16 protein-coding genes and 1 pseudogene are annotated in these 25,332 nt (G+C 37.3%); 8 read left to right on the top strand and 9 right to left on the bottom strand.

Going from position 1 to position 25,332, the window contains the following annotated elements; all coding sequences use genetic code 11:
* Positions 1-211: 211 nt before the first annotated feature.
* From MY533_RS00840 to MY533_RS00825, 4 genes are all read left to right on the top strand, one after another.
* A complete protein-coding gene (locus MY533_RS00840) occupies positions 212-1,513 on the top strand; it encodes a hypothetical protein (RefSeq protein ID WP_248717674.1) in 1,302 nt (433 codons plus the stop codon).
* Between the two features lie 421 nt (positions 1,514-1,934).
* Positions 1,935-2,195 carry a FeoA family protein gene (locus tag MY533_RS00835; protein ID WP_371873286.1) on the top strand — a complete coding sequence of 87 codons (261 nt, stop codon included), beginning with the start codon at positions 1,935-1,937 and terminating at the stop codon, positions 2,193-2,195.
* A complete protein-coding gene (locus MY533_RS00830; protein WP_248717673.1) occupies positions 2,192-2,917 on the top strand; it encodes a FeoB small GTPase domain-containing protein in 726 nt (241 codons plus the stop codon). The genes MY533_RS00835 and MY533_RS00830 overlap by 4 nt, the downstream gene beginning before the upstream one ends.
* Positions 2,889-4,283 (top strand): nucleoside recognition domain-containing protein, encoded by a 1,395-nt coding sequence (locus tag MY533_RS00825; RefSeq protein ID WP_132363539.1) that lies wholly within the window; start codon positions 2,889-2,891, stop codon positions 4,281-4,283. The genes MY533_RS00830 and MY533_RS00825 overlap by 29 nt, the downstream gene beginning before the upstream one ends.
* 96 nt (positions 4,284-4,379) lie before the next feature.
* Here the strand turns inward: MY533_RS00825 and MY533_RS00820 are convergent, their stop codons facing one another.
* The 4 genes from MY533_RS00820 to MY533_RS00805 form a co-directional block, all read right to left on the bottom strand.
* On the bottom strand, positions 4,380-5,390 hold the full coding sequence (locus tag MY533_RS00820; RefSeq protein ID WP_248717672.1) for a helix-turn-helix transcriptional regulator: 1,011 nt from the start codon (positions 5,388-5,390) through the stop codon (positions 4,380-4,382).
* A gap of 79 nt (positions 5,391-5,469) precedes the next feature.
* Complete coding sequence (locus tag MY533_RS00815) at positions 5,470-6,630, bottom strand: MFS transporter (RefSeq protein WP_248717671.1); 1,161 nt, start codon at positions 6,628-6,630, stop codon at positions 5,470-5,472.
* Positions 6,631-7,178: 548 nt separating this feature from the next.
* The gene (locus MY533_RS00810) at positions 7,179-11,570 is read right to left on the bottom strand and encodes an S-layer homology domain-containing protein (RefSeq protein WP_248717670.1); all 4,392 of its coding nucleotides are present in this window, start codon (positions 11,568-11,570) and stop codon (positions 7,179-7,181) included.
* 665 nt (positions 11,571-12,235) lie between these two features.
* Positions 12,236-13,816, bottom strand: a complete 1,581-nt coding sequence (locus MY533_RS00805) for a sensor domain-containing diguanylate cyclase (protein ID WP_248717669.1) — start codon at positions 13,814-13,816, stop codon at positions 12,236-12,238.
* A 404-nt stretch (positions 13,817-14,220) separates the two neighbouring features.
* On the opposite strand from MY533_RS00805, the gene MY533_RS00800 reads away from it, so the two are divergent.
* Positions 14,221-15,132: a CAP domain-containing protein gene (locus MY533_RS00800; protein WP_248717668.1), complete on the top strand. Its 912-nt coding sequence runs from the start codon at positions 14,221-14,223 to the stop codon at positions 15,130-15,132.
* Between the two features lie 396 nt (positions 15,133-15,528).
* The gene (locus tag MY533_RS00795) at positions 15,529-16,713 is read left to right on the top strand and encodes a CaiB/BaiF CoA transferase family protein (protein WP_248717667.1); all 1,185 of its coding nucleotides are present in this window, start codon (positions 15,529-15,531) and stop codon (positions 16,711-16,713) included.
* A 234-nt stretch (positions 16,714-16,947) separates the two neighbouring features.
* Here the strand turns inward: MY533_RS00795 and MY533_RS00790 are convergent, their stop codons facing one another.
* The 4 genes and pseudogenes from MY533_RS00790 to MY533_RS00775 all read right to left on the bottom strand — a co-directional run bounded on the left by MY533_RS00790 (position 16,948) and on the right by MY533_RS00775 (position 21,961).
* Positions 16,948-18,423 carry a hypothetical protein gene (locus MY533_RS00790; protein WP_248717666.1) on the bottom strand — a complete coding sequence of 492 codons (1,476 nt, stop codon included), beginning with the start codon at positions 18,421-18,423 and terminating at the stop codon, positions 16,948-16,950.
* Positions 18,424-19,251: 828 nt separating this feature from the next.
* Positions 19,252-19,806: an HPP family protein gene (locus tag MY533_RS00785; protein WP_248717665.1), complete on the bottom strand. Its 555-nt coding sequence runs from the start codon at positions 19,804-19,806 to the stop codon at positions 19,252-19,254.
* Positions 19,807-20,037: 231 nt separating this feature from the next.
* The gene (locus MY533_RS00780; RefSeq protein WP_248717664.1) at positions 20,038-21,396 is read right to left on the bottom strand and encodes an acetamidase/formamidase family protein; all 1,359 of its coding nucleotides are present in this window, start codon (positions 21,394-21,396) and stop codon (positions 20,038-20,040) included.
* Between the two features lie 82 nt (positions 21,397-21,478).
* A pseudogene (locus tag MY533_RS00775) lies at positions 21,479-21,961 on the bottom strand (PH domain-containing protein).
* A gap of 867 nt (positions 21,962-22,828) precedes the next feature.
* Between MY533_RS00775 and MY533_RS00770 the strand changes: the two are divergent.
* Both MY533_RS00770 and MY533_RS00765 read left to right on the top strand, forming a co-directional pair.
* Positions 22,829-23,551, top strand: coding sequence for a response regulator transcription factor (locus MY533_RS00770; RefSeq protein ID WP_248717663.1), 723 nt, complete (start codon positions 22,829-22,831; stop codon positions 23,549-23,551).
* Entirely contained in the window at positions 23,548-24,942 is a 1,395-nt protein-coding gene (locus tag MY533_RS00765; protein WP_248717662.1) for a sensor histidine kinase, read from the top strand. Before MY533_RS00770 ends, MY533_RS00765 begins: the two co-directional genes overlap by 4 nt.
* Before the next feature lie 26 nt (positions 24,943-24,968).
* On the opposite strand, the gene MY533_RS00760 is transcribed toward MY533_RS00765, so the two are convergent.
* Positions 24,969-25,331 carry a YxeA family protein gene (locus tag MY533_RS00760; protein ID WP_248717661.1) on the bottom strand — a complete coding sequence of 121 codons (363 nt, stop codon included), beginning with the start codon at positions 25,329-25,331 and terminating at the stop codon, positions 24,969-24,971.
* Position 25,332: the final 1 nt, after the last annotated feature.

Below are 25,332 nucleotides of genomic sequence, written 5' to 3'. Positions count from 1 at the left end.
AAGTACATAAGATACAAAGTGTTAAAAAAAATGCACAACCTATCTACCTATTCACTCAAAATATACATAAAAGAATCCTAATATATGATAAAATTGGTTTATCAACATATATTAGGATATTCTCAAGGCATCAACGATTTCATCTAGGACAAAAATCCTCATGAATTACCATGACACTTGTGAAAAAACCAATTAGGAGGTTTCCCATATTATGAAAAACAAAAGAAAACTGGCCTTTCTCGCCCTAGTAGCGGCCCCTTCACTTATTTATGCTGCACCTACTACGTCAGCATCGGCTGCCGATATTGCAGGACAGGTAAAAACTGCTTACATATACGATAATACTTATTACTACAACTATAAGGTTTCGAATGTTGTTCGACTTATTTCGAATATTAATGATACAACCTCTTCATTCCAAGCGACTTTAGAGACAGCTAGCAAAGCATACGATGAGTTAACGGCAACGGAACAACAGTATGTCACGAATTATTCCACGCTGTCTAATCATAAACAGACGAAAGTAGCGTATCGTAAGCTTGCTGATCAAATTGAAGAGAAATTAGCTTCAGTGGAATCGACTTCCGTTCATTACTACCAAAATGTTATGGAAACGAAAGATTGGTACAATACGTTAAATGCAGCGCAAAAGACCTTTGTAAGTGCGGAATCACAAAGAATACTGACGTCCTATATCTCACCAAACACATCTATCGATAAAGTGGTCTATAAAATCCAATTGTTAAACTCTTCTCGCATTACCTTCCATCAAGATGTAGCTGATGCTAGAGCTGAGCTTAATGCACTACGCAGACATACAACCGTTTCATTACCTGCTGGTGTCGAAAAGATGTTGTTAGATGCTGAACAACTTGTTGTAAAGGATAAGGCAGCGGCTAAGGAAGTGGAAAATGCTATTGCCGCTTTATCGCCTAAAACGTCCACTGCTCAAGATGTACAGGCAGTGAAAACAGCCTTCGAAGCTTTAACGCCTGTGCAACAGCAGCTTGTACCAAATGTCTGGACTTTAGTAGACTTTGTAAACGGGAAATATGATCTACCTACTAAAGGGAACGGAACTAAAACTCCAGTTTTATCGGATACTACAGCAGAACCTGGTAAAATCACAGCTATGACTAGAGACAAAAATACCTATACAGCAAAAATAAACGTTGCAGATTCAGAAAATAGTACAGAGCGCTTTGTTTTAACAACAAAATCCAATATGACTGTTATTATTCCACCACTAGGAACTCTTCTTAATGAGGATACTGGTGTTATGGAAATTCAAATAACACGAAATTTAAATCGTATTACATTCCAGGCAACATTAAATAAAAAACAAGTTGAATTCGAGGCGGATATGGAAATCATTATCAATAACCTATCACCGAATGCCTCTATCGTTCGTACCTATGACTTTGGCGAGCAAGAACCTGCTGATTACACAATAGAAGGAAATCGTCATTTCATTCAAACAAAGACACCTGGTTCATTCCAAATTATTAGATAGTAATCCACTTTTAATTTCAAGTAAAGAAAAAACCATAATCCTCTGCTAATTTCGCAGAAGGTTATGGTTTTTTCTGCTCTGCTATTGTTTCTTCACGGTCAACCTCTTCTTTCAAAAGTTCAGGTGGGCACCTGTAACGAAATCCTACTTACATTAATACATCATAAAGAAGACGGTTTCATTCCATTACATCAACAACTTTGGTATTCCAAACCCCCCCTTTTATCAACATTCTTAGTCCAACAACTAATTAGACAATGCGTCGTTATTTCCTTCATCAAAACGTTCTTTTATCGCGTTCTTTCAAAAAATTTTCAGATAACTATTGACAATTGTCATAAAACAGGGATAATCATTAATAAAGTTTCCTTAGAGAAACAATATGGGTTTGATGAAATATTATTATAGAGAGGAATAAAAAATGCGTATGGAAAAAACATTAAAACCGCTTTCTGAATGCTCATTCGGAGATTGCTTTTTAATAAAAGAAATTAAAATTAAGGGTCCTCTTAGAAGAAGATTATTAGATTTAGGCTTTGTGAAAGAAGCAGAAATCTCTGTTCTTCGTAAAAGTCCTTTAGGAGACCCTGTTGCTTATCGCGTAAGCAATACGACGATTGCATTAAGAAATAATGAAAGCTCTATGATTTTGGGCGAAATTGTAAGGGGGAATACAAAATGAGCGTTAATAGAATAGCTTTAGCGGGAAACCCAAATACCGGAAAAAGTACATTATTTAATACATTAACAGGACTGAAACAGCATACTGGGAACTGGCCAGGGAAAACAGTTGTTCATGCAGAAGGATCTTTTGAACACAAAGGACAGCAATATGTACTTGTGGATTTACCCGGGACCTACTCTCTATTTTCCAATTCAGCAGATGAAGAAGTCGCAAGAGACTATATTATTTTTGACCAACCGGATGCAACGATTGTTGTTCTCGATGCAACATCATTAGAGAGAAATTTAAATCTTGCGCTTCAAGTTTTAGAAATGACTAATAATGTCATCATTTGTATCAATTTAATTGATGAAGCTGAGAAAAAAGGGATCCGAATTGATGAACGGAGGTTAGCTCGTGAACTAGGAGTTCCAGTTGTAAAAATATCAGCAAGAAATAAAAAGGGGATTAATCGATTGCTGGATACGTTAAATCAACTGGTGAGTGGGCAAATTGTTACAACCCCGTATCGCATGAAATATTCAAAAGAAATAGAGGACGCCATTACAAAGGTTGAATCGAAATTAGAAGGTTATTTTGATGATAAATATCCATCGAGATGGGTTGCGCTTCGCTTACTTGATGGTGATGAGGAATTAATCTTAAAACTGCAACACCATAAAAATAATAACCAGCAAGAGGTGAGAACGAATGGAGTCCCAGTCAGTGTTAAATCATAATTCACTTAAAGGTATTTTAGCTGAAGTAAACGAAGTTTCAAATGAGGATATTCGAGATGAAATCGTTAGTGATATTTATACTAAAAGCAAATCTTTATGTAAAAAAGTAGTATCACAGCAGCCTGCAATGTACAGATCTGATAAATTAGATGAAATTTTCACATCCCGCATTTGGGGATTCCCTATTATGCTTATCTTGCTTGGGGCTGTCTTTTACATTACTATTGCAGGCGCAAACGTACCTTCAGATATGTTAGCAAGCTTATTCGGCTATCTAGAGGGGAAGCTCACAATTCTTTTTGAAACAATGCACGCACCAGAATGGCTACACGGTATTTTAATTCTTGGGCTATTTAGAGGTACAGGTTGGGTTATTAGTGTTATGCTGCCACCAATGGCGATATTCTTCCCTATCTTCGCTCTATTAGAAAACTACGGTTACCTACCACGTGTAGCATTTAATATGGACCGTTTATTTAAACGAGCTGGAGGACATGGGAAACAATCATTAACAATGGCAATGGGCTTTGGCTGTAATGCTGCAGCTATTCTATCAACGAGAATTATAGAATCTCCTCGTGAACGAATGTTAGCCATTTTAACGAACAATTTTGTTCCTTGTAATGGGAGATGGCCTACGCTTATTTTATTAGCATCATTATTTATGGTAACTGGTTTTTCAGGTGCAACAGGTTCATTAGTAACAGCGGCTATTTTAATAGGGTTTGTTATGTTAGGCGTCGTTGTGACATTATCCGTTTCTTGGGTTCTTTCTAAAACGGCTTTAAAGGGTGTGCCTACTCATTACACATTAGAGCTTCCACCATTCCGAAAACCAAAGTTTTGGGATACTGTTTTAAGAGCAAGTATTGATAAAGCATGGAATGTATTAAAAAGAGCTGTTATCGTTGCAGCGCCTGCCTCTATTTTAACTTGGGTATTCGCCAATATTTACGTTGGCAATACGAGTATTCTAATGCACTTTGTTAACTTTTTAGATCCGTTTGGTCAGGCTCTTGGTATGGATGGCTTTATTATGGCTGCGTTTATTCTTGGGCTACCAGCCAATGAAATCGTTATCCCTATCCTAATTATGGCGTATTTATCACAAGGAGCTATGCTTGAAATTGAGGATTTATCGAAGCTAAAACAAGTGTTTATCGACCAAGGATGGACGTGGCTAACAGCATTAAATATGATGTTATTCTCACTTCTACACTTCCCTTGCGGAACAACTTTAGTCAATATTTATAAAGAAACAAAAAGTGCAAAGTGGACATTTATGTCGTTCTTAATTCCAACAGTTATTGCCATTGGTGTGACATGGCTAACGGCGACAGTTGCTCGAGCGTTTGGTTGGGTGTAAGCATGGAAAGGGTGGTCTTAAATAGGCCCCCTTTTTTATTTCTATCTAGAGAATGCTATTAAACTTGCAAAAAAATAACACCTTAAATAAATTCACTCAATTTAAGGTGTGTTGTGAGTTAGAGATATATCCTCTACAATGATTAAGATCTCTTAATATTTCCCTAGGATTAATTCCAAATCTCTCCTTAAAAATCTCGGCAAAATAGCTAGGATTAGAATATCCCACTGCACTCGCAATGTCAGTTACACTCATAGTTCCTTCTTGTAATAAAAGAAATGCTTTCTCTAGCCTTTTTTCTCTTAAATATCCAAACACTGTTGTCCCAAATATTTCTTTAAATCCCTTTTTTAATTTGTAATCGTTTAAACCAATTAAACGCGATAACTCAATTAGTGTTGGAGGATTGGACATATGCTCCATAATAATTGATTGGGCTTGGTGTATTTTTGTTCTATCACTTTTTGAAAACATAACAGGGCTAAGAGAATTATCCAATAGATGAGATCGAAATGTCATAGATAATAGCTGTAATGCTCGACATTCTAGCTCTAAATTGGTCATTTTCTTACTTGCTATAGCATCTAACATTTGCCGAACAATAATTAGGGAAGATGCGTTAATGCTCTCTTGAAATAGTCTATATCGTTTTCCAGCAAGAATTTTAGAGAAACTAAAGGATTCCCTACTAGTTTCACCAATTTCACTCATAAAATGATTGTAGGTTGAAATTGGAATACCAATCCCCACCATTTGGTAGGATTGATTTTTATGAAACATAAAATTTGCCCCCACTTGCTCAATAAATTGAAGCGAGCATGTTCCGGAAGAAATTTCATATTCCGAACCTGAGATGTTAACACCCCTATTACCTTGTAAACAGAAACTAAGTTCAACCATAGGCTGCTTTGTTACTACTTGCATTTGGTACTCTCGATAAAATGAATAATCAGATATAACCACTTCTAAATCTGGTCGAGGAATAAAACGATGTATAGCTCCTTCCTGCACATTTGGTTGGAATGCAAACGGACATTCTTGTACCTTTAATATTTCCAATGCATGAAAAAATTCACTAAAGTTCTCATGGAAATTAGTATTCAACATGTTCGTCACCACCCTTTGATTTTCAATTGAGAATAATTATCAATCATAACCAAAGTATAGCAAACGAACAGAGATTAAGCTATTCTTCTTTAGTAGTAATTACCATTGATAGTAGTAAACATAAAAAGAAAATAGTAGCTCCAAAACCATAAGCAGTAGCATATCCCCCAGCATATTCTATAAGCCATCCTGCAAGTCCAGGCCCAATCATTTGACCGATAGCGTAAAAGATGGAAATAAAGCCGATTGCTGGTGCCACATATTTTGCCGATACCTCTTGACTCGCCTTCATTTGAATGAGCACAAGGACACCTCCAAGAGACGAACCCCATATAATAGCAGACACGATAAACCCAATTACAGTAGGAATTAACACCGGAAAGGTATCTCCGATAATTGACAAAAACAACGCTCCCATTAATGCTTTTTTCACACCTATCTTATCCGCTAGCATTCCCCATATTGGGGCACCGCCAATTGAAACGATTCCTGCAACAGCATAAATGGAGCCCGCCACTGCATTCGAAATCCCAATGTCTCTCATATAGCTCGTTTGATATAAATTCGGAATAAGATAAACAAGTCCAACGGCAAAATAAATTCCAGCTATGAGGTATAGCTCTTTACTTCTCCAGACTTTAGTTTTTTCTTGTACAGTACCATTTTCTGACGTCGAGTGTGGTGTCTTTATCACAAAAAATGCCACTAATACGACTATGATTGTGATTACTTCAAATACTAACCACACTCCTCGCCAGCCAAGCTCAGGAAAATGCTGTAGCATAAAGGGTACAATTAATCCAGACAATAACATCCCTACTCCTGCACCACTCATTAGTAACCCCATCACCGTCCCTCTCTTCTTTGGGAATGAGCTAACTGCTATTGATAGTAGTGGTGTATAGACGAGAGCACTACCAGCACCAGCTAAAAATAAAGCTATAGCAGCCCACCAAAAGTTCGGGATAAATATAAGACTTCCTAAACCCGCAATAACTAAGCCTCCACCTACCAACAGCACGTTTTTCGCCCCAATATGCATCGTCAGCATCCCAGACAGACCTACTGTAAGTAAATAACCTAAAAAAAGCACCGTACCTAATAAACCTGACTGTGTTGTAGTTAATGACAGCCCTTCCTGCATAAAAGGTAATATAATACCGTAAGCCATACGAGCAAATCCCGTAGTTGTAACGATTAATAGCATTCCTGTTATAACAAATACCCAAAAGTTTTTCATTTCCATTCCCCTTTCATTATTAATGCCTATAACTCTTAAAATAAAAAACTATTCACTATGTTGATCTAAGATCCCCTTTTCGTCTTTTCTATTTTTAGGAATATAGTTATCTTAATTTTTTTAGTTCTACTACTCTACCGATTGACGGATAATAATGCGGTTTAACGGATTTTATTTTAAACATAAAAAGACACCTCAATGGGATTTGAGGTGTCTCTTCTAGGAACTATACATTTCTATCAGTAATTTTATTCTAGGCATTAGACTTGCTTTTTATTGAAAAATGGAAAGCAGAGCAAGCACTACAATTTTATAACGACCAAGTAGATACCGAACGGAAAATTAATTTCTGATGGTAATGAATTGCTTCTTTCTTCTTGAAAGTGTGAATTGCTAAATTCATTTTAATTCAAGAAATGCCTATCAAATAAATACATTGCCTTTGCTAAGATTTTAGCCAGGGGGGTTTCATCCAAAAAGATTGGCGGAATCTTTCATCAAAAGTGAAAACCAAGTGGTCTTTATATGACCACTTGGTTTTTGTATGCTTATGGCGATGTTTGGATGGCAGGGTCCTTATAGCCAACCTTCGCATAAAACTTATGGAAATTACCATACTTATCTTCCAATACAATTGTTACCCAGTCACCGTTAAAGAATTTGGCTGGATGCGTCAGCTCTTTTGTAATACGAGCAACATTTGTTGCAATTGTTCCTGTTCCTTTTGCTAATGAACTATTTGAGCCATTTACAACTGTATCAATTACCTCTGCTGGTAATCTATCTTTAATAACATTAGGATCTGTTCCTGCTGTATCGGATAAGTAGTAGTACTTCAGTAATTCGCCATTTTCATAGAATTGTTGAGCAGAGCCCAGTAAATCGAAAGTCGCTTGAACTTTTCTATCGTCACCTGACGATTCAAGGTAGCCAAGTTTAATTTCCATAAACTTCGCATCCAATGTTCTGTATAGATATTGACCAGTATTAATGAACTTATGTCCTTCAAAGCCTGGAATAACAAAATCTCGAGTTTTATCATTCATTGTAACAGTAATTGTTTTATCACCGTCACTTTTTGATTTCGGTTTAATAATGAGTTTACTTTCTTTTGTAGTATCTGCTCCTACTGTATAAGACACAGGTTCGTATTTGTTTGTCACATCAATATCATTACCATTCGTGTCTTTTGTAGTAATCTTCAAGATATCTGTTAAACCAACAACAACTTTATCATCTGTTCCTACAAGGCTTGATTTACCGTTTTCATCACGCATAATCGTTTCACTAAACGTGATTGTAAATGTATCATCATTATTGCGATAGATAAGTCCTGGATACTTTATCTTGTCCATAGGGGACGTCATGCCAATGCTTGGTGGTGTACCATCCGAGTAGAAATCTTGTTTCATCAACTGTGTTCTATCATGGTCATTATATGGATCATTCGCCTTATAAATCGTGAAATTACCATACGTATCCTCTGCTCCGACGTAAACAACATATTCAGTATGTGGCTTTAATGATACTCCTACCGCATCTACTTTTCCTGAAATACCTTTACCTATTTTAGATACAGATGGACTTGCTTTCAGTTTCGTTTCTAAATACTTTTCATCAGCTGGCGCCGTTAATTTAGCGTCTGGATTATCAATTAAATTGCCATCTTTATCTTTAATTCTCTTTTCTACAAACCAGTAATGAACTTTTGCTGTTTCGTTCGTTTCAAAGCTAATCGTTGCTTTTTTATCATCATTTTCTTTTGGTTTAAGATCCAAATCTCGAATTAACGGTGCTTTAACATCTCCAAATACTTCTTTAGGACCTGCAATTTTAGAAAGCTCACCACCACGATCTTTTAGTACCATGTAAACAGAATAGCTGCTAAACGGATCCAGGTTTTTTTGTTCAACAGATACAGGGAATTTTTGTGTAGTCGTTTCTAAATCAGCAGTACCTGAGCCACGTTGAATATAAACATCTTCTCCACCAATTTGGAAGTACCCAGATTTATTAGAATCACCGGCAAATTCATTGATAAAATCACGTTCTGTAATATTATTATCTGTTAAATACTGTTGGAAAGTCTTCGTTTCGCCATTATCGACTACAGTATCTGGTAGTATCATATAGTAATACGTACCTGCCTTGTTCGGCTTGAATTCAACTTCTGCTCGACGGAAACCATCAGATTCATCAGCTTTATTCACTGTATTTTCTATTTTTATAACTGGCATTACAGTATCTTCATGTTTATACTCCGCGTAGTTACGGATAGAGTTTCCTGGCTTCACGTTATTTGCGTTTTCAAATGCATTATCCGCTAAATCTTTAACACCAGGTAACACCGTTACACGTAGTGTATCACCATTAACAAACCCTGTATCCGATGGAATTGTTAATAATACTTTTTTATCTCCAGGCTTATACTCTACAGCTGATGGTTTAATCCCTTTTTCTCCAGTTACATTAACAATAACTGTACCTGTTAACAAATAATTATTAACGTCATTAGCACTTTTTGGGTCTAATGCTTCGCTCACAGTTAGCTCAAACTGATTGTTGTTCTTTCTTACTAGCTTTCCTTGTTCCACATATGGAGGAACATTATCAAGCTCGCTCGTTTTAAACTCCTTCACTGTAGCGGGATCTTTTGAATAATTCCCTGAATCATCCTTCATCACTACATAAAGTTGATACTCTGTTTCAGCCTCTAAACCTGTTAGAATTTCAGTAATTCCAAGTTTACCTGCAACTGCCTTGCCCTTACCTGTTGGTTTAGCAACAATATCTGCTGTTGTTGGATCAGCAGCGGTTGTCTTTTTACGTACGTAGTAGTAATAGTCTCCTGGTTCACTCGCTGTAAAGGTAAACTCTGCACGTGTACCACCCTGTAGAGGTGTAACTGTTAAAGATTTAACAGTTGGCGGTGTTCCATCTTTCATTTGGAATGATTGTGATTTAATATCCGAAACATTTTTCGCCCCGTCAACAACCATCACATAAACGACATATTCTTTTTTCTCACCTAAATTAGTGATTTTAATAGTGTTTTTGCCATTCACCGCTGCGCCTGTTCCATTTGCCGCATTGTCAGTAGAAATACGATTCACCATTTCTTTTTTCGTTGGTGCTTCAGCGCCTTTTTCACGAACAATATAGTAGTAAGTTCCAACTTTATCTGATGTAAAGTCGACCTGAACATCACTACCGTTTAGAACTGCTACATTTGTAATGTCGATTAAAGGTTTTGTTTTATCAGCTGGTTTTTGATTATCAATGTCGTCTTTATCGACTGGTTTACCGTCTGGATCTGTAATAATGCCAATATTATCTTTATCCTCTAGGAAGTCATCGAAAATATTATTCGGTGACTCGTCCTTCGGTATAATAGCTTTGTCAACATACGTGTAATCGCCAAGATCCACCCAACCATAAACATTATCAACGTACAAAATCCCTACGCGACCGTCTATATAAAGCTCTAAATCAGTAAAGCTATTGTAATTTACCCTGTCGATATTACCAGTTCCGTAAATTGTTATCTTCGTTTCTGTATCAAGGTTTAGTGTGCCAATATTTCCTTGAATCTCAAATTCACGGACACTCCTGATGATGTCTACACGTGGTAGCTTCATATTTGTTTCGATTTTTGTACCACTTTGAGAGACAACTAGGCGTGATACAGTGCTGTTATAAAATTCGATATGTTTTTCAACATTTTTCATCGTCACTTTATCTTTAGACCAGTTCACAAATGGCTTGTTTTTATCAGGATTCTTGTCGGAATTCTGATCTGTCCAATTTTGAAGATCTGTTGTTGGACCGTTATTGGATGAGGACGAGCCTTCATCAGTTGGATTATCTGGATTAGACCAGTTGATAAATGCCGTATTTGTGCTTGCTATAGTAGGGCCCAGTCGTAATGGCTTATAGTAGGAAACACCTAATTGTAAAGGTGGACGTACCGTTTCATTAACAAACATTGTGCCAGTCAATGTAACATTTGAAAATTCAATATAGTTCCCATTGACAACGATTGTCGCACCAAAGGACCCATGATTACCATCAAACTCTAGAAATCTTGAGCTTGTCCCACTAGCGTTCAATGTTAGCTTCGACACAGAGCGAATGGTTTTCCCTGACAGATCCCCTTCAATAAGTGCACCTTTTAATACCGCGGCGTTATCTTCGTTAAAAATATGCGAGAAACTTGTCGGTACTGTGTAAGGCTCACCATTTATGTAGATCTGGTCGTCTTCAACACCTGTAATTTTGAAAGATGTGGCATTGCCCCTTTGCTCTTGTGAACGCACAATAAAGGATGCAATTTGTCCACGTGTTACCGCATTATATGGTGAAAAAGTGACAGGTGTTGTCCCTTCTGTAATCTTTAAATCTACTAAAGTTTGAATATAGATAGCGTTGCTTGTTTGGCTAGTTACATCTTTGAAACTATTATTGTAATTAGATGCTACCTCAAATTTAAAGCCAAGCACTAAAATTTTCGCTAATTGCCCACGCGTAATCACTTCATTTGGCATAAATGTTCCATTTGAATACCCAGCCATGATTCCTGCATTTTGTAATGCGGCTATATATTTGTAGTATTCACTGCTTTTTGGGACATCTTTAAAATAAGGATCTTGTACATTATTTAAATCTAAGTTTAAAACAGTTGCCAGCATTTTCGCTGCTTGACCTCGTGTTACATTTTGATCTGGTCGAAAGGTTTTATCTGCATACCCACTTATCGCACCTTGAGAGTATAATTTTAAAATATTATCGTAATGGCTTGAATACTGGTCAATATCCGTGAATGGTGAATTAGCCGCAGCGGACGCTTTTTGTGGTGGTGGCACTACAACAGCAACCCCACTAGTAGCAAAAACAGTTGCTATAAGTGCTTTATTCACTTTTTGGACTTTTGTTTTATCCATTCCACTCTTCCTTTCATCTATGTATTTGATACGTTCAAAATATCATTTTCATCATACCCTTTATATCGACAGGTATATAGTGAACCTTCATAGATAAACCTAAATTAATGGAAGAAAAACGTTAACAAAATACAGAAATAAATATACGGAAGTTCACCATCATAACGTGAGGTTGATCTCCGTTCCGACTGGGCGCTTTCCTGGGGGCGTCCGATGAGCCGCTTCGCTTCGCTGCAGGGTCTCATCTGTGACGCTAATCCCCAAGGAGTCGCCCAGTCTCCACTCCAATCAACTTATACAATGGCATACGTTTTGTACCAACTTATGTGATGAATCAAAAAACTATTTGGACACTGACACTCTAAGCTATCCAAATTGCACTACTCACCAATCACTTATCTTTTCTCGATTCCTTTCCCTTAATCCAATAAAAAAAGCCAAGGAGCATCGGTGCTTACTTGGCTTTAACGATATATAGGCGTACATCTAGTCGCTTGCGATGTCATAAGGGAAAGGGGGATAACCTTACATCTTGTCAAGTCGATCGAGAGATGTGTCCCGAGTTTACGTATCATTTGGTCATATGGGAAATGACTTAAAAGTAGCTTGCCCAAATAATCGTTCCATTAATCATGTACCCTAAAAATTAGAAATGTATGCTTATTTTAAAACATTTTTTTTTTATTTTTTGGCTCTGCTACCATGACTCGATTTCGTCCAGCTTGTTTTGCAAGATACAGCGCATCATCTGCTACTTCAATCAACTTTTCTGTCGTGTCAGCCATATGTGGATACACTGCAACACCCGCTGATAATGTAACTGGGCGACCACAAGGACTTGTAGTATGTGCCAACATATCGCGGAGTTTTTCAGCAACCTGTGCGGCTTCCATAGCAGTAGTAGTTGGCAATAACATCACAAATTCCTCACCACCATAGCGACAGCAAACATCTCCTTCACGAGCGACCGCTTTCATATTAAGAGCTAAAAATTGTAAAACTTTATCACCTACGGCATGACCATACGTATCATTAACACTTTTAAAATGATCTAGATCTAGCAAAATAAGGGCATGTGGCAAATCGTTCTCAAGCCACTCAGCTAGCATCGCATCCATTGTGCGACGATTAGTTACACCTGTTAACGGATCTGTTGTAGATTGATCTTTAAAATAGGACACCTGTCCCTGTAAAAAAGTTAAACTCCGAATGAGTGCACTTTTTAAAAAGTGCGCTTCAAAGTACCAACTACGTACAGATTTTAAGCCTTCTACATTTTTCGATTCCATGCTCTCCTCTGTTAAAGTAGCCAATTGCTGTAAGGGATTAGCTATACGTGCTGCCATCCAAAGGACTATAAAAAGCGAAATTAGCATTAGCGGAATGGATTTTATAGCTACATCCTGTACTCTATCAAATGAAGGAGCCAATGCAACCTTTAACGGTCTTTGAGCAACTACTCCCCAGCCTGTTAAAGGTACGGTGCTATAACCAGCAAGCATTTCTACCCCTCTAGTATTTGTTACTTGCTGAGCCCCACTTTTCCTAGAAACCACTGCTTGAACAACTTCATTATCAATAGCGATATCATTGACCCTACTTGAGTCCTGATGATAGATAACGCGCCCATCTGAATCAACTACGTACACATATGAACCATCATGATAATAATGCTCCCCGAGTAATTCATTAAAAACATTTCGTTCCTTTAAATAAATTGTCCCGGCTACCATTCCTAAATATTCATTTGTCTCTGAAAATATAGGATACGAGATAAAAATAAGGAGACGCCCTGTAATCCCCTTATAAGGCTTTGAGACAAGAGGTTCCCTTTTAGATAAAGCCTCTTTCGCTCCAACTGAAGTTAATACTTTACCTTGTACCTCCTCAGATGGTGGTGAAATAGATAATACATGACCTTTTGCATTTGTAATAAGAACAGAGTTAAACATGTTATTTTGCTCTTTCAAACGCTCGGTTTCCTGAATTAATGCATTGCTATCATGCATTTTCGTCTTTATCGCACTCGCGCTATACCTTAAAATTTGGAAAGATTCTTCAAGATAGGAACTTGCGGTTGTTGCTAATTTCTGTGCATATACTCGATTCGTTTCAAGCGAATTTTCTTTAATCGAAGCAACATTCATACGGTAACCGCTCCAAACGCTACCAATGCCTGTTAAGAAAAAAGCAGCCATGGCAACACCCATGATTAAATACTTTAACTTTATTTGTTTTGATTTCATTTTCTATTATTTACCTCTAGTTTATAATTTCTTCTATTATTCTATTTAAGCACAAAACATTCCTTATTAAGAAAATTTCTCGTATTGAGAGCAAAGTATTTGTGAAAAACAGTACTTTTGAAGTCCCTTTTATTACAAAAGCTTATCTTAAAAATTCGAAATGAGAATTTACCTTGTATATAAGAGGTACACGAGTGAAGCGGCTTATCGAACTCCCTTAGCGATAAAGCGCTCAGCCAGAACGGAAATCAACCCTAACACTTTGATGGTTAGCCATATAGTAGGCAATGTTCCAGGATTTTAGCATCGTTAATATGACAAAAATATAGTATTTTATATCTATAGGACTTTTATTATTTTGATAGATTTTCATTATAAATTTATTATTAGAAGAGGGTTTAAATATGTTGTTACGTAAAGTAGCTCCAATTATGGTTGGTTTTAGTATGGCTTTATGGACGAATACTGCTCTCAATTCGAATAAGTCAGCTCGTACAAAAATAACAAATACACAAAATACCTTGTCACTATCCAGCTTTCAAAGTGAGTATAAAATGAAATGGCATCAAGTAGAGATGGACTACTCCCAATATTTCCTCGTAGGAAGGCATAATTCCAAAGTGGTCGGAGGCTATGAAACACGCGCTGGGCATAGCGTATTTGGTATTCCTATTGGTGCTAATCGAATAGATGTGAATAGAATATACGGTCTTCCACTTAGAGCTATTCACTATCAAAGCACAAGCTATTTGCTCGATTACAATGATTGTGACGGTAATACTTCACACGGGACCTATTTGATCGATGGTCACTATGTTACTTTTTACTATGATTTACACAAAAACAATATTGTTCGTTCTATTATTTGGATTAATGCCAAAACCGAATTTAGTAAACGTGGTTATTATGGTAGGCCTTCCGATGAACTACGAATAGGCCTTGAAGATTTAATGGTTGAACTTATTAACCATGAGCGGGTTAGAGAAGGTTTGCAACCACTCATTTATGACAAAAGATGCAATCCTATCGCTCGGCAGCATAGTAGCAATATGATCACACACCAATTCTTTAGTCATGAAGATCATAATGGTAATCATTCCAATGATCGCCTCAATGCTGGTAGAGTTAATCACTATTGGTATGGCGAAAATATAGCACAAGGTCAGCCCAATAGTATATTCGCCCATGAAGCACTGATGAATTCAAAAGGACATCGTATAAATATTTTAAGAAAAGAATTTACACATATTTTTGTTGGTGTCTGCTTCAAAGATAACGGTGCGCCCTATTATACAATTAACTTTTATTCTAAGTAATTTAATAGTTACGTTGATGGCGGATGACCAATATACACAAAAATCTCTATGCAGGAATCTATTGCATAGAGATTTTTTAAACCTTATCGCCGTGTAAAATTTATTAAAACATATGATTTTATAAGTGATTGGTTTGGATTTATTATAGAGATAACATACATTCTGAATTTTTTCACTTTTATCGTTATTCTGACATATGATTTTTCCACTAGATATTTTATAATAAAATTTAACATAGTCAAGCCATCAATTCTTTTGTTATAATACTGATAATTTATCACCGCACTGTATTAATACAGTGGTGATGCATGCTTTTCACAAAATGGGGATTATGAGAAAAGCGCTACAATGCATTTTTGAATACAGTGTAGCCTACACAAAAAGGGGTTGGGAGATTTGGGTATTTTAAAGGGGTTAAAAATTCTCGATTTTTCTGCATTACTACCGGGACCAATGGCAACGATGATATTCGCTGATCTTGGCGCTGAGGTTATTCACGTTGAATCATCAAAGCGCGTAGATTTAACACGTATTATGCCTCCTTACGACGATGATCATGAGGCGTATATTCATCAACATTTGAATCGTTCTAAAAAGTCATTAACATTAAATTTAAAATCACCTGAAGCTATAGAAATTGTTAAGTCACTCGTGAAAGAGTACGACATCATTATCGAAGGATTTCGACCCGGTGTCATGCAACGACTTGGCATCGGCTATGAGGCTCTAAAAGAAGTAAACCCTAAGGTTATTTATTGCGCTATTACAGGCTATGGACAAACTGGACCATATAGCAATCGGCCAGGACATGACAATAACTATTTATCATTAGCGGGCATACTTGATTATTCACGTCATAAAGATAAAAAACCTGTCTCAATGGGTATTCAGCTTGCTGATTTGGCTGGGGGCACGATGCATTCAGCAATCGGAGTACTCGCAGCTGCTTTACACCGTGAAAAAACAGGTGAAGGGCAATATATTGATATAAGTATGACCGATGCTGTATTTTCACTCAATGCTATGTATGGATCTGCCTATATTGGCGGCGGTCGTATACCTCAGCCTGAGCAGGAAATTTTAAATGGCGGTAGCTACTATGACTTTTACAAAACAAAGGATGGCCGATTTTTCTCGGTAGGAAGTCTTGAACCTCAATTCCGCAGATTACTCTGTGAAGCGCTTGATATTCCTGAGCTCATTGATAATACGTTTAATGATTCATACTACACACAAATTCGTTTTAAAGAAGCTGTCCATGATGCGTTTTTATCGAAGACTTACGAAGAATGGCTTGAAGTATTTAACGAGGATTTCGAGGGATGTGTCGAACCAGTATTAACTTTCCCAGAAGCATGCGAGCATCCTCAGCTTAAGGCTCGTGATATGATTGTTGATATTCCCAAAAGCGACGGTACTACGCAAAAACAAATTGCATCTGCTTTTAAGTTTGACGGTTATAAGCCTCAGTACAAGCATGTCGGTGCCAAGCTTGGAGAGCATAATGAAGAAGTGTTGTCTTCACTTGGCTATAGTGTCGAGCAAATTGCTGACTTAAAGGACAAAGGGGTTTTAGAATAATATCATTAGCCAACTACACGAAATAAAAAAAGGTGTCTACTGTTGCAAAACACATTAGACACTTTTTTGTATTTCTAATCAATTATGCCTCGGCAAGATGTTAATAACTCAGTCGTATATACTGTTCGCACAGATAAATTGCCACAGGACGTGCGTTCTTGGACGGAGTTCCTCTATAATTTCAGCGGTTATCTTTTGTGCCAATAGCTATGGATGTTTGTACACCCGCCGAAGTTAAACATATGCGCTAATAAAGACTCGTAGCTTTTCAAAATGGTCATCAATAAGTAAATATTTTTTATAAATTTCCATTAATTTTTCAAACAGCTCATACTGTTCCGTCACAAATAAAACTTTTAAAATATTGAGCATATGCAAGGATGCGCTCAGTGCTACCAAATAGCAAGGTGTTTCTAGCTGACGATAATATCGACGCCATTCTTCCACAGACAAACCAATATGCTGTAATGAATTATTCACATGGAGAGCAATATCCTGTTGAACTGATGCCTCAATCGCAATAAATTGCTCATTACTATAGTTACCCTGTACTAAAGAGGCATGTATTTTTTTATTGGATGCTAGTACATGTTCCTTTAAAAGCAGGAGCCCCTCTTGATAACGCTCCATTTTCACATAATGATCAAGCAATATGGCATACAAGTTTTCTAAAAAATTAAGTTCATAATTTTTAATAATGGCCGGAGGTGTTGGCTTACGGTTCGGCAATAAGTCCTTATATTCCAACAAAATCTCTATCGCGTAATTATTAAGTCGTTCATCTTCTAATAAATACTCTCCGTAGTGAATAACAGTTTCAGAATTCTGCTCATGATGTGCTATATGAAACAGTAGATATGCAATCAGAACTTTTTCTTTCTCTGTCAGTGCATACATCGAATAACGCCAATCCGCTTCAAAGGAAGTAATTAGCGCTTTAACACAACGATAATCCCCTTTCGATAAACGATAATGCGTTACAATTTGGTAAAGATGTAACTGTTTTTTAGCCAAGCATGTAGAATTTCGGTTATCCACATAAGTTATACACTTATCAAGAGTTTCTCTATAATTATTCACAAAGTTATCCACATGTACACAAGTTTTTCTTGTGGATTGCTCAACATGACCCATCATTTCATGGATAAATGTGAATTGTTCTAATGGTTTGTGGATAAATAGTGAATAAACTTTTTTTATGAAAAGCCAATGCCAAAATTGGGCTTCTTCTTTATAAATCATATGCACAAAATATTCATTATCAAATTTATATAAAAATATAGTTTGTAGTTCGTTAACTGGCATTGTAATTTGCATTCGCTTCCCGAAAATTAGCCAAATTAATCGCTCTAAGTCCATTGTATGCTGTGCAAAAAGCTGCTCAAAAAAGGTCTCCTTGCCTTTTTGCGTATAAAAAAAGGCATTGAGACGTTCATTAACAAATTTAGTATCTAAACCATGGTTATTAAAAAAAGTTTTCATATCTGCCGTTACACGACCCCAATATTTTCGTGCAGTTGAAAACGCAATATTCATCGCTGTTTCCTCATTCACTAAAAATAAACTAGGTGAAAGTGCAGTACCTAGAATTTTCGGGTCTGCTGGTGAATCAATCTCTGCTTCTACCCATTTTGAAAGTAACTTTTCAGCACCCTTTTCACCACTTTGTTTATAGGTCATGAATAACTGCTCATCACAATCCAACAACATGCAAATGGAGCCCCCCATCAAATTCAACCAACAAAGATCTTCCCCTATCATGTAAAATACTTGCCTAAAAGTTTAATCACTCTTTCTTCAATATAACAAATCTTATCCAACATATGCTAAAGAAATCGTGATATGGATAAAAGAAATGACAGCAAAAGTATTCGTGTAATATCGACAACTTTAACTACAACGCATAAAAAAAGCCATCTAAAGGTCAAATACCTCATAGATGGGGAAAGATGATTTGCTGTTTAAAAGATGAGCGGCAAATGAGCTCATTGGACAATCACTCATAAGTTGGTAGCCCATTCGTATTGTCACAAATAGCTCATTGCCTACGCCAGCTCAAAGCTAACGCCATAGTACGCACAACTTAAAAAGCTATGCATCATTCACCAATACAAACGAGAAAAAGCACTCTCACAACAGTAGACGAGCGACCAACAAAATAGTTACAAAAAAAATCCGTCATTTTTGACGGATGTTTTTCTGCCCCGAAAGCGTAGCGGCAGGGGCAAAAGCTTTTCTAATCCGTCAATTTGACGGATTTTTTCTGCATCGAAAGCGCAGCGGCAGATGCAAAAAGCTCTTTACGTCAAATTTTTTGAGGGATTTTTTTCTGCCCCGAAAGCGTAGCGGCAGGGGCAAAAGCTTTTCTAATCCGTCAATTTTGACGGATTTTTTTCTGCATCGAAAGCGCAGCGGCAGATGCAAAAAGCTCTTTACGTCAAATTTTTTGAGGGATGTTTTTCTGCCCCGAAAGCGCAGCGGCAGATACAATGTTTAGCTTTGGAACAAGACATTTTTCCGCCACTTCCTTAAATTTTTTTACCAAAATAAAGGATACTTCCGCGTTTCTCGCAGATTATTTATCACAAGACCAAAGAATACGATAATGAGTGCACCAATAAGAACGGGCATTACTAGATAGCTCCAGCCATAGCCTCCTAAAATAATAATAATTGGATTCGCTCCTGCTGGCGGATGAATGATTCCTAATAAGGCCATAAAAAAAATGGTTAAACTTACGCCAAGGCTAATTGAGACTATGCTCGTCCCTAACAACGAATACATGGTCAAGCCGACAAAGGCCGAAATCAAATGACCTCCTATTATATTTCGAGGTTGTGACAACGGCGCATTCCAAGCGACAAATACAAGTACACAGCTCCCACCAAGTGACCCCATTAACCATGGGGTACCTGTATAGTTCGTCAACCAAAGCAAGGCGGAAATACATATTAACCCACCGATTGCACCTGTTATTGCATCGGCAAAATTTGTTCGTGAAGGAGCATGTCCCCCACCTTTCATCTTGAATATGTATGTTTTAATAAGATTTGATTTTTCTCCCTTGTCCTGTAAACGTACGAAATCTGCCATGAGTCACCTTTCTTTCTATTCATAATTCTATAAAACCGTATCATTTTTTGTATATTCTAAGCTTGTTCTATTAAACAACTACTTAATAGAGTCTAATTTACAAATGTAATATTTTGCAATCATTTAAAGTATGTCTTTCACCATATTTTTTAGCATTTTAATCTATTAGAAAGAAAAAGCAAACTATGAAATTTTCTAGTTTGCTTTCTTTTTAGACTTCATTTTATGCATTTAATCATATTGTTTTTTCACTGGTTTATAAATTTTTGCTTTTTTTAGTACTGTTTTAGGTACTTGGAAAGTTGCTGTTACAACTCCTGGATGACGACCAATTTCAATCGATCCTGTAATCGTCGCTCGATTCATAACCTCTGGCTCGCTCATCTCAAAAAGCCTTGCAGCACGACTTATAGCATTAGTTGTTGCTTCATTTAATGTTGTTCCAGAGCCAATAATTGATACAGGGAATACGTCCTCCACTTGTTTAACGCCGAATTCCTCAGCAAGCTCACGTGCACGGCGTTTTTCTTCCTTTGTAAAAGGTTTAGCCGTATAAGGTAAATCCTCTGTATTTGGCAGTAGCACAGGGCCATCCAAAGCTACTTTTTTCAACACACTTACCTGAAGTTGAACAATACCAGCAACATCCGTTGTATGTCCTGCAATTTCTCCATCCCCTTGCATTGCGTGCATATCACCAATATACACACCACCACCCGGAACCTTTACTGGACAAATAATTGTTGCCCCCTCACGGACACGGCTTATATCCATATGTCCATCTGTACGATGTGTATCTAATTCAGTCTGCGTAAATGCATATTCATGTGGCGCACCGATTAAAAACGAACCAAAATCACCAGCATTATGGGAATCGGGCATCGCCTTTGAAGGTGTCGTTCCAAGCTGCCCTAAAAAAGGTCGCATTCTTGCCATAACACCAATCAAATCACTTGGTGCTAATGCAACCGCAGGATTTTGCGCAGAATTTTCAGGTGTACGCATATAATTTTTAGCATCAAGTGCAATACGACGAGCGCCTTCTCGCCCAACAGTGACACCAATATTGCCTTTATGATCTAACGCCATAGTATAGCCATGCGTCATGTTAAAAGGTGATGTTTCTGTATCACATGTCGAACAGCGAATGGCCTGTCGACCTATTCCTTTGACAACTGTATTAGGATGTAGCTTACCACAGCCGGGACATTTTACTGATACGAATGGATCCCCAATGAATCGGTCTAAAATCGCCTCATCATGCCCAGATGCCGTTGCTACTGTTGTTACCTGTATTGATTTAATCTTGATAACAATGGCGTCTCCTACCTCTGCCCCTTCTACAAATACAGGCTTCGTTACTTCATGCCCACCGCGGATCGTTGGTGTTAGCATCGGGCCCCAACAGCCTGGTGTCGTATTAGCAATAATTGTTCCACCGTCTTTGACAGGTCCAAGCATATTTTGTTGTGGATCTAAAATACCATCTATGAACTCATTTACGAATAACGTTTCGACAGCTTGCGGCTGCTGTACAAGATCTTCACTTTGTATTCCTTCTTTTTCTAGCATTTGCAATTCGCTTGTCATTTTTTCGTCACGCTCCTAGTTCTAATTTTATGTATATACTTAAGTTAAAAATGCTCTCCACAAAACGTAGAGAGCTATATTTTTAATTGTTCATGTATAAATCAAATATGTGTGAGAAATCACCTTTCTTGTATTTTTCTTTATGGTCAATCATCCAATTATTCGCAAAACATGTAATCTCCTCAAATGATGCAGATGGTTCTGCTACCTCTAGCTTGTATGCATTTTGCTTTTGCTCATAGCTAATGGCATGTGACACTTTATATAAATCTTTAATGTCATCGATAAAACGTTTATGAATATCAATTGATAATGGTTTATTGTCGATTGTAAATTTAATTTCGACATTAAGGTCAATAGTTCCTGCTGTTTCGAGGAATACATTACTAATATTGTGCATTAGGTAGTCGTAACGACGCAGTAAACGCTTTTTGCTCATCGCGCACTCACCGTTTACATGGATAATCGCACGATTTGTAAAGCAATAATCATCTGCGTCCGTCATCATAGCCCTCTCGAGTGATAACTACCCGAAATCTGAAAGTCCGAGCGCGTCTGCTGCTATTTTTTTAAAACATTGTTTCCACCTTAATGATTGACACTCTTATTACGCTTTTACATCTGTAAATGTGTCAAAAAGCCTTAGTACTCTTACTAGTACTGACCTTTTCTGGGATGGTTTTAAAAAGTTATGAAAAAGCTCCTGCGATCAATGACACGCAGGCGCTAGAGAGTATTGTATTCTAATGTACAGTTGTTATCATTCTTCATGAATTTCTAGCAAAATATAATATTGCTCACTTAATAAAATGAGATTATCTAAATCCGGATAACAATTACCGTTTTCCCATTTTGAAGGTTCATCACCAAAAGTTATGGATGACTTTTGTTAAAACTTCTACTATGTAAATAGTTGATTGGAGTGGAGACTGGGCGACTCCTCGGGGATCAGCGTCACAGATGAGACCCTGCAGCGTAGCGAAGCGGCTCATCGGACGCCCCCCCAGGAAAGCGCCCAGTCGGAACGGAAATCAACCACACGTTTTGGTGATGATCAATTTTGACTCATTGGTTACTTTTTCCGCAACCTAAAGTTGCATCGTTGATTTTAAAGGCTTTTCCACAAAGTTCTAGAAACCTGTACGTGTTTAAAAATAAACTTTTCAGCTGAGTATGTAAATCATTATTTCCCCTTTATAGATAACTAATTGGTCTTTATATTTCTTAATTCAAATAATGAATAATGTCTCAATTCCTTTTTTAAGCAAGTTTCATTTATAATGAGTCACATAACGTGAAATTTTCAATCGGTTATTTTTATAGCAAAATAATAAGGAATTGCTTATCGTGCTATCACTAACTTATTAGCCATACGCTATTCTTAAAATTCTAATGACGATTGACCATATAAAGAAGAAAGGACGTGTGAACAATGCAAGAACCAACAATTCTAGTAGTGGATGATGAGGCAGATTTAGCAAAGCTTCTAAAAGTCAGCCTGCAAAAAGAAGGGTATAAGCAAATTCATACAGCTGGCTCCATTCAAGAAGCCTGGACGAGCTTTCAACAGACTCAGCCCGATATTGTACTTCTTGACGTGATGCTTCCTGATGGTGAGGGCTACGATTTATGTCGACGTATTCGAGAAGTGTCGCATGTGCCGGTGCTTTTCATGTCAGCCAAAAACGAGGAAATTGATAAAATTTTAGGACTTGCTATCGGAGGAGACGATTATATTACGAAACCTTTTAGTCCTAAAGAGGTCGCCTATCGTGTGAAAGCACAGCTTCGCAGAGCTGGTTATCAAACGCAGGAAGCAGTGCCAGTAACTTCAGCGAAATCGATTCAAGTTGGACCATTCTTGCTTAATGGAGATGAAACGGAGGTACATAAGGACGGCGTTTTATTGGAGCTAACAGCGAAAGAAATCGGTTTGATGGCTTGCTTTATGAAACATCCTAATCGAATTTTAAGTAAAGAAACTCTGTTTGAGCGTGTATGGGGAGAGGACTTTTTCGGCTCAGACAACACTGTTATGGTGCATATTCGACGTTTGCGTGAAAAGGTTGAAAATGATGCGTCAAAACCTATGTATATTACAACGGTAAAAGGGCTTGGCTATAAATTTGTCGTTCCTAAAGAGGAGCAAGTATGAAATGGAAATTAACAGCACGTTTTCTCCTGTCAGTATTATCTATTGTCATCATAGTCATTTTCGTCAATACAGCTATTCTAGTTGGACTTCTCACCTATCGACTAACAAATGATTATGATAGTGGTATACATGCAACTACAGAGGAAAGCTTTGTCCGGGACTTCCAGCAGTATATTGAAATTAATAATGGTACACCTTCGGTAAATGAAGAGGGGTTGCAACATTTACATCAACGAAATGCTTGGATTCAATTACTTGATGTTAATGGTCAGGTCCTTAAATCTCATTTCGCACCAGATGAGGCTCAGTCCCATTATGCACCCATCGATTTAATTCAAGTATATAAATATAAAGAGTTTGATGGTGACACTACGGTGTATGTAGGCAGTAAAGATGATGTTAGTTACCTTATTGGTATTAAGGGTAGTGGTGTTACAAGATTAGTCATGCATTTTTCTGGCTCATCTGTATTACAATTTAGTGGCAAGTTTGGGTTATTCATTGTTATTGCCGACCTATTAGTAGCTACATTAGTTGGATGGCTTTTCGGTCGTACGCTGACCAAGCCTCTATATGCACTGATTGAACGTATTCGTCATTTAAAAAATCGTCAGCATATGCCTAATAAAATGCCTGGTGGTGTATATAAACCTGTTTTTGAGAATTTAAATGAGGTATCAAGAGAGCTTGCTGCACATGAACAGGAACGTAAAAGATTAGAGATGATGCGTGAGGAATGGATCAGCAATGTTTCCCACGATATGAAAACACCCCTTGCCTCCATTCGTGGTTATGCGGAGCTACTGAATGATGGAAAATCAACGCCTTATGAACAAACGGAATATGCTCAAATTATCGAAAAACAATCATTGCATATGCAAAATTTACTAGATGATTTAAATTTAACTATGCGATTAAGACATCAGCAGCTTCCATTAAGTTTAACCGAGGTAAATATGGTGCAATTTATTCGTGAAATCGTTATTGATACACTTAATACCCCACAATATGAGCAAGCCAATATTGAATTTAATGCAACTAAAGATGTTATTAAACATCACATTGACGAACATTTTATGAGACGAGCAGTAATGAATTTTTTACACAATGCATTGCTTCATAATCCTTCTGATGTTGCAGTTAATGTCCTTGTAGATGACCATTCTATTACGATTTCTGATAATGGTAACGGTATTTCTGCAGAAGATCTTGAACATATTTTCGAACGCTATTATCGAGGTACGAATACTGAGCAAACACATGGTACTGGTTTAGGTACTGCTATTGCTAGAGATATTATTGAAGCGCACGGAGGAACTGTAACAATTACCTCTGAAGAACAACAAGGTACAGCTGTCAGCATTCAATTACAAGAAGAACAAAAGGAGTAGCCCAACACAGGGACTACTCCTTCTTCTTATTTCTTCATTAGCTCCTGTACTTTCGCAGGTAGCTCATGGAATTTTACTTCGTCATATGATGTAACTTCCGTCTCTTTTTTTACATAAAGCTTCAAATATGCATCGTGACGTAAATTTTTCTGAGCTGAAAATTTTAATGTTTGCTCTTCACCTTTTTCGTCATAAGCAGGTATCTCGTACCAATACGATTTCATAATTTGTCCACTATCTAGCTTATATTCCTCTACTTCACCATCAGTAGTGATATGAACATAGTATGCTTCTTTATTTAAACGGTTAAAATCAACGGTCATCAGCACAACAAGTCCTGCTACGAACAATAGGAACAATGCTCCTATACCTAAGAAAACCTTTTTCATA

The organism is Lysinibacillus sp. Ag94, from assembly GCF_023242215.1.
Taxonomy (GTDB): domain Bacteria; phylum Bacillota; class Bacilli; order Bacillales_A; family Planococcaceae; genus Lysinibacillus.
This window is presented reverse-complemented; position numbering and strand designations above follow the sequence as displayed.